10 protein-coding genes are annotated in these 11,251 nt (G+C 63.4%); 9 read left to right on the forward strand and 1 reads right to left on the reverse strand.

Translation table 11 applies throughout. The features are described from left to right. The first annotated feature begins 23 nt into the window (after positions 1-23). The 3 genes from L1069_RS01235 (at position 24) to trpE (ending at position 4,686) form a co-directional block, all read left to right on the forward strand. Entirely contained in the window at positions 24-1,199 is a 1,176-nt protein-coding gene (locus L1069_RS01235; protein WP_237454515.1) for an aminotransferase, read from the forward strand. Positions 1,200-1,317: 118 nt separating this feature from the next. Beyond that, on the forward strand, positions 1,318-3,159 hold the full coding sequence (locus L1069_RS01240) for a SurA N-terminal domain-containing protein (protein ID WP_237454516.1): 1,842 nt from the start codon (positions 1,318-1,320) through the stop codon (positions 3,157-3,159). 15 nt (positions 3,160-3,174) lie between these two features. Next, positions 3,175-4,686, forward strand: a complete 1,512-nt coding sequence (gene trpE, locus L1069_RS01245; RefSeq protein ID WP_237454517.1) for an anthranilate synthase component I — start codon at positions 3,175-3,177, stop codon at positions 4,684-4,686. 86 nt (positions 4,687-4,772) lie between these two features. On the opposite strand, the gene L1069_RS01250 is transcribed toward trpE, so the two are convergent. Further along, positions 4,773-6,290, reverse strand: coding sequence for a polysaccharide deacteylase family 2 protein (locus tag L1069_RS01250; protein WP_237454518.1), 1,518 nt, complete (start codon positions 6,288-6,290; stop codon positions 4,773-4,775). A gap of 189 nt (positions 6,291-6,479) precedes the next feature. Here L1069_RS01250 and L1069_RS01255 point away from each other — a divergent pair, with 189 nt between their 5' ends. From L1069_RS01255 to glp, 6 genes are read left to right on the forward strand one after another with little or no spacing between them, the layout of a single operon-like run. Then, positions 6,480-7,061, forward strand: coding sequence for an aminodeoxychorismate/anthranilate synthase component II (locus tag L1069_RS01255; RefSeq protein ID WP_134829913.1), 582 nt, complete (start codon positions 6,480-6,482; stop codon positions 7,059-7,061). Then, a complete protein-coding gene (gene trpD, locus L1069_RS01260) occupies positions 7,058-8,077 on the forward strand; it encodes an anthranilate phosphoribosyltransferase (RefSeq protein ID WP_237454519.1) in 1,020 nt (339 codons plus the stop codon). The genes L1069_RS01255 and trpD overlap by 4 nt, the downstream gene beginning before the upstream one ends. After that, positions 8,074-8,745, forward strand: coding sequence for a uracil-DNA glycosylase (locus L1069_RS01265; protein WP_237454520.1), 672 nt, complete (start codon positions 8,074-8,076; stop codon positions 8,743-8,745). The genes trpD and L1069_RS01265 overlap by 4 nt, the downstream gene beginning before the upstream one ends. Before the next feature lie 11 nt (positions 8,746-8,756). Continuing rightward, a complete protein-coding gene (gene trpC / locus L1069_RS01270) occupies positions 8,757-9,569 on the forward strand; it encodes an indole-3-glycerol phosphate synthase TrpC (protein WP_134831295.1) in 813 nt (270 codons plus the stop codon). A 12-nt stretch (positions 9,570-9,581) separates the two neighbouring features. Beyond that, on the forward strand, positions 9,582-10,052 hold the full coding sequence (gene moaC / locus L1069_RS01275; RefSeq protein ID WP_134829911.1) for a cyclic pyranopterin monophosphate synthase MoaC: 471 nt from the start codon (positions 9,582-9,584) through the stop codon (positions 10,050-10,052). Next, complete coding sequence (glp, locus tag L1069_RS01280) at positions 10,053-11,228, forward strand: gephyrin-like molybdotransferase Glp (protein ID WP_237454521.1); 1,176 nt, start codon at positions 10,053-10,055, stop codon at positions 11,226-11,228. The last annotated feature ends 23 nt before the right edge of the window (positions 11,229-11,251 follow it).

Genomic DNA, 11,251 nt, shown 5'->3' on the forward strand with positions numbered 1-11,251 from the left:
TCTGCTGCCGCCCGGAGCCTCACATGCCCCTTCCCCGCACCCAAGCCACATTTGTCTCGCCCATCGTCGAATCGCGCCGCTGGGTGGCCGGGGTTGAATTCCCGCCAGAACACCCGCTGCTGAATGTCAGCCAGGCCGCGCCGGCAGAAGCGCCGCCCCAAGGACTGCGCCAGGCACTCGCAGATGCAGCGCTCAATGATGTTGAGGCGCATTTATACGGTCCCGTCCTGGGCAATGACCCGTTGCGCCGGGCGCTGGCGCGGCAGATCTCCGGCCACTACCAAGCAGACGTGCGGGCAGAGCAAGTTGGTATCACCTCCGGCTGCAACCAGGCCTTTGCCGCTGCGATTGCCGCGCTGTGCGGCGAGGGGGATGAGGTGATCATCCCCGTGCCCTGGTACTTTAACCACAAGATGTGGCTGGACATGGCAGGCGTCACTGCCATGCCTCTGCACGTTGGGGCCGGTATGCTGCCGGACCTTGCTGCCGCTGAGGCGCTGATCACCCCCCGCACCCGCGCCATCGTGCTGGTCACCCCTAATAACCCTTGCGGCGTCGAATACCCTTCCGGGCTGGTGCAGGCTTTCTTTGATCTGGCCCAAGCCAGGGGCATTGCCCTGATCGTGGACGAAACCTACCGCGATTTTGACAGCCGCGAAGGCGCGCCGCATGGGCTTTTCCAGCTGGACGGCTGGGACCGGACCCTGATCCACCTCTATTCCTTCTCCAAGGCTTACCGGCTGACCGGCCACCGGGTCGGTGCTGTTGCTGCTTCGCCGGACAAGATGTTCGAAATGGAGAAGTTTCTGGACACCGTCACCATCTGCCCCTCGCAGCTGGGCCAGGCCGGCGCCCTTTGGGGAATTGAAAACCTGCAGGGCTGGCTGGCCGGAGAGCGGCAGGAAATCCTCAACCGCCGCGCAGCAATCGAAGACGGGTTTCCTGTTCTGGCCGCCAAGGGCTGGAAGCTGCTCGGATGCGGCGCCTATTTTGCCTATGTCGCGCATCCGTTCGACCTTCCGTCGGAAGACATCGCCAAACGGCTGGTGTCAGAGGCTTCGGTTCTGATGCTGCCGGGCTCCATGTTCATGCCCGCAGATGATCCGGATGGCGCGCGCCAGTTCCGCATTGCCTTTGCTAATGCGGACCGGACAGGCATCCAGACGCTGTTTGACCGGCTGGCCGCCTTTAATCCCTGATCACGCAGCAGTTTGATCCGCAACCATCTTGCCCCTCTGCGGGCAGCCGCGTATTCAGTCAGCGGCATTTCCCGCTGCAAGGCGACCCCTTGCACGGCAGAACAATAAAGAGGGCATCATGGCCGCAGGCATGAAAAAGCTATCCAAAACCTTTGTCTGGATCCTGATGGGGATGCTGATCGTCGGCCTTGCCGGATTTGGCGCGGTGAATTTCACCAGCTCCGCCTCCTCGGTTGCCAGTGTCGGCGACGAGGAAGTCAGCATCGGCACCTATGTGCGGGAATTACAGCGCGAGCAGCGCGGCCTGCAGGCGCAAACCGGCCAGGCCGTTTCCATGGCGCAGCTCAGCGCCTTTGGTCTTGACCGGGTGGTCCTTGGCCGCCTCATCTCGCTGGCAGCGCTCGATCACGAGGCGAAGGGCCTAGGCTTGTCGATCGGTGACGAAAACCTGATCGAAGAGCTGGGCGCCATCGATGCCTTCCAAGGCGTGAACGGCGCTTTTGACCGCGAGGCCTATAGTTTTGCCCTTCGCAACGCAGGCCTGTCCGAAAAAGAATTCGAAGAGGACCTGCGCCGCGAAGCCGCCCGCACCATTGTCCAGAACGCGGTTCTGTCCGGCACTGAAATGCCGGCGATCCTGACCGAAACCCTGACCGGTTTCATCGGCGCGCGCCGCAGCTTTTCCTATGTGCAGATCAACGCCGCTGACATCGCCCTGACCGCCCAGGTTCCTGCGGATGCCGAGTTGCAAGCCTTCTACGAGGCGGCACAGGACCAGTTCATGCTGCCGGAAACCAAGGTGATCACCTACGCCGCGCTGCGCCCCTCGATGCTGCTGGACGAAGTGGAGATCGACGAGGCCGCCCTGCGCCAGCTGTTCAATGACCGCTCCAGCCAGTACCAGGTGCCCGAGCGCCGTCTGGTGGAACGCCTGGTGTTTGCCGATGACGATGCTGCTGCCAGCGCCAAAGCACAGTTGGAAACCGGCGGTGCGACATTCGAAAGCCTGGTTGATGCCCGCGGCCTGACCCTGCAGGACATTGACATGGGCGATGTGACCATGGGCGCGCTCGGCGCCGCAGGCACCGATGTGTTTGCCGCCCAGATCGGCGATGTGGCAGGCCCCCTGCCCTCTGATCTTGGCCCGGCACTGTACCGTGTGAACGGCCGCCTTGAGGCCCAGATCACGACCTTTGAACAGGCAATGCCGGACCTGCGCGAGGAACTGGCGTCCGACCGCACCCGCCGTCTGGTAGAGGCCCAGGCCGAAGACATCGACGACCTTCTGGCCGGTGGCGCTACGCTTGAAGAACTCGCAACCGAAAGCGGGCTGGAGCTGGTTCAGATCCATTGGACAGACAATACCAGCGATGGCATCGCAGCTTATGAAGGCTTCCGCACCGCCGCCGCCGCCGTCACCGCCGAGGACTTCCCGGCTGTGGACTTCCTGGACGATGGCAGCCTGTTCGCCCTGCGCCTGGACGAGGTCCTGCCGGAACGTCCGGAACCCTTTGCCGATGCCAAGGATAAGGTCCTCGCCGCATGGCAGGCCGACCGCCTCGCCACCGCGCTGCGTGAGCAGGGTGAGGCGCTTCTGGCCCAGGCAGAGAGAGCCGGCGGCTTTGCCGAAGGGGCTGAAGTCAAAACCGAGACCGGCCTGACCCGCACAGCCTACATCGACACAGTACCCGCAGACCTGGTCACCCAGGTCTTCGAAATGGAGGTCGGAAACTTCCGCCTGCTGCAGGATGCGGAGTCGGCTGTGGCCGTCCGCCTTGACGGTATTCTGCCGCCGGAAGCCAGCGATGACATGAACCTGCTCACCCAGGCCTTGCAGGCGCAGCTGAACCAGGCCCTGGCCCAGGAGCTGTTCCAGGCCTATGTGCAGGACGTCCAGGCCCGCGCCGAACCCCGTGTCGACCAGCAGGCGCTGAATGCAGCGCAGGCGAACTTTCAGTAATCAAGGCAAGCACCAATGGCTCTGACCCCCGATTTCGACACATTCGCCAAGGCTTACGAGGCCGGCGAGAACCAGGTCGTTTACACCCGCCTTGCCGCCGATCTCGACACGCCTGTATCGCTGATGCTCAAGCTGACCGGCGCCCAAAAGGACGCCTTCATGCTGGAGTCTGTCACCGGCGGTGAGGTGCGCGGGCGCTATTCGATCATCGGTATGAAACCTGATCTGGTCTGGCGCTGCCACGGCGATCAGTCCAGCCTGAACCGCTCAGCCCGGTTTGATGCGGATGATTTCACCCCGCAGGACGGCAACCCGATGGACAACCTGCGGGCGCTGATTGCCGAAAGCAGGATCGACCTGCCTGATGATCTGCCGCAGGCCGCAGCCGGGCTGTTCGGCTACTTGGGCTATGACATGATCCGCCTGGTTGAACACCTGCCTGATGTGAACCCTGATCCGCTCGGCCTGCCCGACGCGCTGATGCTGCGCCCCTCGGTGATTGCCGTGCTGGACGGGGTCAAGGGCGAGGTCACCGTGGTCTCCCCCGTCTGGTCCAGCGATGGCCAGACCGCCAAGGCCGCCTATGCCCAAGCCGCCGAACGGGTGATGGACGCGGTGCGCGATCTGGAACGCGCCATGCCCGCCGAAAGCCGCGATCTGGGTGACGCGGATGAAGTTGCACCGCCCGTGTCGAACTTCACCAAGGACGGCTACATGGCCGCGGTGGAAAAAGCCAAGGACTACATCCGCGCAGGTGACATCTTCCAGGTGGTGCCGGCACAGCGCTGGACGCAAGCCTTCCGCCAGCCGCCTTTCGCGCTTTACCGCAGCTTGCGCCGCACCAACCCGTCGCCCTTCATGTTCTACTTCAACTTCGGCGGCTTCCAGGTGGTGGGCGCTTCCCCGGAAATCCTGGTCCGCGTTTTCGGGCAGGAGGTCACCATCCGCCCGATCGCAGGCACCCGCCCCCGCGGCGCCACACCCGAAGAAGACAAGGCGCTGGAAATGGACCTGCTGGCCGACAAGAAAGAACTGGCCGAGCATCTGATGCTGCTGGATCTGGGCCGCAATGACACCGGCCGGGTCGCAAAAATCGGCACCGTGCGCCCGACGGAGAAGTTCATCATCGAACGCTACAGCCACGTGATGCACATCGTCTCCAACGTCGTCGGCGAACTGGCCGAGGACAAGGACGCGCTCGACGCTTTCTTTGCCGGGATGCCCGCAGGCACCGTCTCCGGCGCCCCCAAAGTCCGGGCGATGGAGATCATCGACGAGCTGGAGCCGGAAAAACGCGGTATCTATGGCGGCGGTGTCGGCTATTTCTCGGCAGGCGGCGACATGGACATGTGCATTGCCCTGCGCACCGCCATCGTCAAGGATCAGAGCCTCTATATTCAGGCCGGCGGCGGGGTGGTCTATGACAGCGACCCGGAAGCGGAATACATGGAAACCGTCCATAAATCCAATGCCATCCGCCGCGCGGCAGCGGACGCTGCCCGTTTCACCGGCAACGGCAACCGCTAGGACTTGCAGCGCAGGACTGCTCTGCGGCTTCTTTCTGGTTCAAAATACCCTCGCCGAAGGCACGGCGCCCGCCTTGGGCGCCGTTTTTACTTGGCCGGCAGGTTTGCTTCCAAACTGGCCGAGACCGGCGCCAGCGCAATCCGGGCGGCCCGGTCCTGCAGGCCCCAGATCAGCAGCGCTGAAATCGTATCAGGGCGCAACCGTCCAAGCATGATCACCGCGCCTTCCTGCCCGGCCCGGAACGCTGCCTGATCCAGAAACCGCCGGATCGACCGCGGGTTTTGACCGGCGCCGTCAAAATCGCGGAACACAACACCGGCCGGCACACCATCGCGCAGCGCCAGTTTCTGGACCGTGTTCAACCCGCTGTCCTGGGTCACCAGCCCGTAGCCGGCCGAGGCCGCAACTGCTGCAACCTGATCCGCCAGCGCCCGGTTGCCCTGCACCCCGGTCCCGATACCTTCGAGGATCGCCATGGCCTCCGGCAGCTTGCCGCGCCAGACCTCCAGCGCCGTCTCTGCGTCCTGCGGCGATGCAGATCTCGGCAGATCCGCCAGCATCAGCACTTCGAACCCCGCCGCCCTGCGCGCGGCCATCTTTGATGCAGCCTGCGGGTCTTCCGGATCAATGGCAAAGCTCAACGGATAGGGGAATTCCGCCAGCGCTTCGGCCCCGACAGCCCCCTCGTCGTCGATCAGCACAATCGACATCAGCGGCCGGTCTTCCGGATTGTCAAAAGGTTCGGCATAGGCGGTAAACGGCGTCTGGTCCGATACCCCCGCCGTGGCAAATCCGGCGTCCTGCGGCTTGTCCCGGTCGGTCAGCGGAACAACCGGTGTGCCGATACTTGGTGCCAAAGCTCCTTGCCCTCCAACCGCAGAGTCCTGAACTGTTTCGCTGTCAGAAGTACTCTCACCGCTGTCACCGCCAGCCTCTGGCAGAACCGGTGCCGCACCGATTACCGGCAGCGTGATTGCCTGCGGCGCGCTGCCGATATCCGGCGCCAGAACAGCAGAGGTCTCCGGTGTCTCAACCGGAACCGCCATGGCATCAGGCTGCGCAGCCTCTGCCGTATCCTCTTGCGCAATTTCGGGCGCCTCGGGCGCGGGTTCCGGTGCTGGCTCGGTGGCAGCTACAACGGCGGACTCAGCGCCCGGGGCCTGCGGCACCGCCGGCTGAACGGCCTGCGGCAGAGGCGCATCCGGTCCCTTTGTCAAACCCGGTGCTGCCGCTGTTTCCGGATCGCTGGAAGCGATAAGCGCCGCTGACTGCCCGACCTCGGGTTTGCCGGCCGGCGCGGTATCCGCCCCCGCAAGCGCGTTCAGGTCATCGCTGCCACCGGTTTCGGCCGGCGCGGCCGGCTGTGCCTCAACAAGATCTGCATCACGTCCCTGGCTGCTGGCGGGCGCTCCGGCAGCGTCCGTGGCGGCGTCGGTGCCGCCGTTTGGCATCTGCGGCGCATCGCCAGGATCATGCGCGGCAGGGGCCGGCACCGCTGCGATATCGGCACCGCTGTCCGGCAAGGGCACCGACAAAGACAGCATCGCCAGCCCGCCCGCGGCCAGCAATGCCCCGACACTCACGCCGCCCAGAAATCCACGCATGCCTGTTTTGCCTCTCAATCCGTTTTCGGTACCGCGCCGTTCCAGCGTGCCTGAGCGAACCCTGTTTCTGTTCACTCCGGCATTCGCCTATCCTGCCCTTGACGCTGCCCCGTATCCCTGAACATGTATGTTTCGACCACTATACTGCGGCGTGCCCTCCGCCCGCCACCCTTAAAAGAGCCCGCTACGATGCTGCTGCTGATAGACAACTACGATTCCTTTACCTACAACCTCGTCCATTATCTGGGTGAGCTGGGCGCGGAAATGGAAGTCCGCCGCAACGACGCCATCAACGTGCAGGAAGCCATGGCAATGAAGCCCTCAGGCATTCTGCTGTCGCCCGGTCCCTGCGACCCGGATCAGGCCGGCATCTGCCTGGCGCTGACCGAAGCCGCAGCCGAAACCGGCATACCCTTGCTGGGTGTTTGCCTGGGCCATCAGACCATCGGCCAGGCCTTTGGCGGCAAGGTGATCCGCTGCCACGAGATCGTGCACGGTAAGATGGGTAAGATGCACCACAAGGATACCGGTGTTTTCAAAGGCTTGCCGACGCCTTTTGATGCAACCCGCTACCATTCTCTGGTGGTTGAGCGCGACAGCCTGCCGGATTGCCTGGAAATCACCGCTGAACTGGAAGACGGCACTATCATGGGTCTGCAGCATAAGGAGCTGCCGATCCACGGTGTGCAGTTCCATCCGGAATCGATTGCTTCTGAGCACGGTCACGCGCTGCTGAAAAACTTTCTCGACGTGATGCAGGTGCCCGCATGAGCGACCGCCTGAAACCGCTTATCGGCGCCGCGGCGGAACGCTCGCTGACCCGCGATGAGGCTGAAACCGCTTTCACTCTGCTGTTTGAGGGCGAGGCCACGCCCAGTCAGATCGGCGGCCTTCTGATGGCGATGCGCACCCGTGGCGAAAGCGTTGACGAATACGCTGCTGCCGCCGCCGTGATGCGCGCCAAATGCAACCCGGTGAAAGCGCCTGCGGGTGCCATGGACATCGTCGGCACCGGCGGTGACGGCAAGAACACCCTCAACATCTCCACCGCCACTGCGTTTGTGGCGGCCGGCGCAGGCGTGGTGGTTGCCAAACACGGTAACCGCAACCTCAGCTCCAAATCCGGCACTGCCGACATGCAGTCCCAGATGGGCATTAACGTGATGGTCGGCCCGCAAGTGGTTGAAAAGGCAATAAATGAGGCCGGTATCGGCTTTATGATGGCCCCCATGCATCACCCGGCAGTGGCACATGTAATGCCCACCCGGTCCGAGCTTGGCACCCGCACTATCTTTAACATCCTCGGCCCGCTGACCAACCCGGCCGGCGTGAAACGCCAGCTGACCGGCGCTTTCAGCCGCGCGATGATCCGGCCGATGGCGGAAACGCTGAAAGCCCTGGGGTCGGAACGCGCCTGGCTGGTGCACGGTTCTGACGGCACGGATGAGCTGACAATTACCGGCGTCAGCTGGGTCTCCGCTTTGGAGGAAGACGGCAGCATCCGCGATGTCGAACTCCACCCCGAGGACGCAGGCCTGCCGGTGCATGACTTTGACATGATTGTCGGCGGCACCCCTGAAGAAAACGCAATGGCCTTCCGGGTGCTGCTGCAAGGCACGCCCTCTGCCTACCGGGATGCGGTGCTGCTGAACGCCGCCGCTGCGTTGGTTGTCGCGGGTAAGGCTGCCGACCTCAAGGAAGGTGTCGCGCGCGCGGCCGAGTCCATCGACAGCGGCGCGGCCAAGTCCAAGGTCGAGGCACTGGCGCGGATCACCTCAGCCGCATGACCGATCTTCCGCCGGGGCTGGGCGCCTGGTCCAGCCTGCCCTTTTTCACCGACCACTGGCCCGGGATCGCAGCTGCAATTGCTGAGGACCCCCGGACCATCCTGCCGCCCGCGCACCAGCGGTTCGCTGCGCTGGAGCTGACCCAGCCTGAGAACACTCGCGTGGTGATTCTGGGGCAGGATCCCTATCCGACGCCAGGCCACGCCCATGGGCTCGCCTTCTCAGCCGAGCCGGACGTCCGCCCCTTTCCCCGCTCATTGTCCAATATTTATAAGGAATTGGAGGATGATCTTGGCGTCGCCCGCCCGAATGCGGACCTGCACGGCTGGGCACGCCAGGGTGTTTTGCTTCTGAACACCGCGCTGTCAGTTCCCGCAGGCGAGGCAAACGGTCACAAGCACTTTGGCTGGCACCACCTGGTGCATCAGGTGCTGGAACTGGCCTCACAAACCCCCACCGCATGCATTCTGTGGGGAAATGCTGCACAAAAGCTTGAAAAACATATCAAACCGGGCGATCACCTGATCCTGAAAACAGCCCATCCCTCGCCGTTGTCGGCGCGGCGCGGCTTCTTCGGGTCCCGGCCCTTTTCAAAAGTGAACAATTGGCTCGCCGCCCGCGGTGAAACTGCCATAGACTGGAACGCAGGAACGGAGGCCCAGGCATGAGTGAAACTGGTATGACCAAAAACGTGCTCGACAAGATCAAGGCCTACAAACTGGAAGAAGTGGCCGCCGATAAGGCTGCCAAACCGCTGGAGGCGGTCGAGGCTGAGGCGCGCGATGCCTCCCCGGTGCGCGGCTTTGCCGACAGCTTGAAACAAGCCAACCGCAGCGGTTACGGTTTGATTGCCGAGATCAAGAAAGCCAGCCCCTCCAAGGGGTTGATCCGCCCTGATTTCGAACCGGCGGAACTGGCCAAGGCCTATGAGGACGGCGGCGCGACCTGCCTGTCTGTCCTGACCGACACCCCCAGCTTCCAAGGCGCCAAGGAGTTCCTGACCCAAGCCCGCGCGGCCTGTTCGCTGCCTGCGCTGCGCAAGGACTTCATGTATGACACCTATCAGGTGGCCGAGGCCCGCGCCCTGGGCGCCGACTGCATCCTGATCATCCTCGCCTCGGTCTCAGACGCCCAGGCGCAGGAGCTGGAAGAAAGCGCCTTTGACTGGGGCATGGATGTTCTGCTGGAGGTGCATGACGCCGAAGAGCTGGAACGCGCCTGCAACCTGAAATCGCCGCTGATGGGCATCAACAACCGCAATCTCAAGACGTTTGAGACCACACTGGACACCACCCGGGAACTGTCGCGCATGGTGCCAGCCGACCGCACCATCGTTTGCGAGAGCGGGCTGTCCACACCGGAAGACCTCAGCGACATGGCCCGTTACGGTGCGCGCACTTTCCTTATAGGCGAAAGCCTTATGCGGCAGGACGATGTCGCCGGTGCCACCCGTGCGCTGCTCGCCAATCCGCTGATGCCTGGCATGATGTAAAGGAGGATCGCAATGAGCCTCACCCATTTCGACACCAAGGGCGACGCCCATATGGTCGACGTCTCAGACAAGGCTGTGACTTCGCGTATCGCCACCGCTGAGGGCCACATTACCATGGCCCGGGAAACCTTTGATATCATTGCCGAAGGCCGTGCCAAGAAGGGCGATGTCTTGTCGGTGGCCCGTCTCGCGGGCATCATGGGCGCCAAGAAGACGCCCGATCTGATCCCGCTCTGCCACCCGCTGCCGGTGACCAAGGTTGCGGTGGAGCTGACACTGGACCCGGACCTGCCCGGCGTGCGGGTTGAAGCGACGGTCAAGACCACCGGCCAGACCGGGGTTGAGATGGAGGCGCTCACCGCCGTCTCCACTGCCGCGCTCACCGTCTATGACATGGCCAAGGCCGTGGACAAGGCGATGCAGATCGGCGGCATCCGCGTGACGCTGAAAGATGGCGGAAAATCAGGCAAGTACGAGGCGTAAATGATCCCGGTCAGCGAAGCCCGCGCGCATCTTTTAACGCTTGTTCAACAGCTTGAAACCGAACAGGTGCCGCTGGCACAGGCCGCGGGCCGGGTGCTGGCGGCTGATCTGCAAGCGCGCCGTGATCAGCCGCCGTTCTCCGCCTCAGCAATGGACGGTTACGCTGTGAACGCCGCTGAGGTTGAGCAGCACGCCATGTTCAAGGTGATCGGCGAAGCCTCCGCCGGTCACGCATTTCAGGGCCGCGCCGGCGCGGGCCAGGCCGTGCGTATCTTTACCGGTGCACCGGTACCTGAAGGCGCAAGTTTTGTTGTTATACAAGAAGATACAACCCGCAACGGCGACCTTATCACCATCACCGGCGCCCCCGGCAGCAACCACAACATCCGCCCTCGCGGCGGCGATTTCACCGATGGCCAGACCGTCACGGCCCCCAAGCGCCTGACACCGGCTGACATTGCCTTGCTGGCCGCTATGAACATCCCCGCGATACCCGTCACCCGCCGCCCGGAGATTGCACTGATCTCCACCGGCGACGAATTGGTGATGCCCGGCGGCACCCCAGGACCGGACCAGATCATTGCCTCCAACACCTTTGGCCTCAAAGCGATGCTCGAAGACCTTGGCGCCCGTGCCCGCATCCTGCCCATCGCCCGTGACACCGAAAGCTCGCTGCGCACGGCCTTTGAACTGGCCGAGGGCGCTGATCTGGTTGTCACCATCGGCGGCGCCTCGGTTGGTGATCATGATCTGGTCGGCAAGGTGGCGCAGGATCTCGGGATGGAGCGCAGTTTCTACAAGGTTGCTATGCGCCCCGGCAAACCGCTGATGGGCGGCCGGATGAATGGCGCTGCTATGGTTGGCCTGCCCGGCAACCCAGTTTCGGCCATGGTCTGCGGCCACGTGTTTCTGGCCCCGATGGTGCGATCCATGCTGGGATTGCCTGCACCATCGCAGCAGCACTTGCTGACGGCCGTCCTTTGCGCCCCCCTGACGGCCAATGGCCCGCGCGAGCACTACATGCGGGCAAATGTGCAAAACGGACAGTTGCAAGCGTTTGATAACCAGGACAGCTCCCTGCTCACCATTTTGGCCGAAGCCAACGCCCTGCTGCTCCGCCCGCCCAAGGACGGCGCGCGCAGCGTAGGCGATACTGTGCAATACTTGCCGATCTAAACCCCTTTCAGCTTTGCAAAAAT

It is taken from the genome of Leisingera sp. MMG026 (assembly GCF_021654205.1).
In the GTDB taxonomy this organism is placed as follows: Bacteria; Pseudomonadota; Alphaproteobacteria; order Rhodobacterales; family Rhodobacteraceae; genus Leisingera.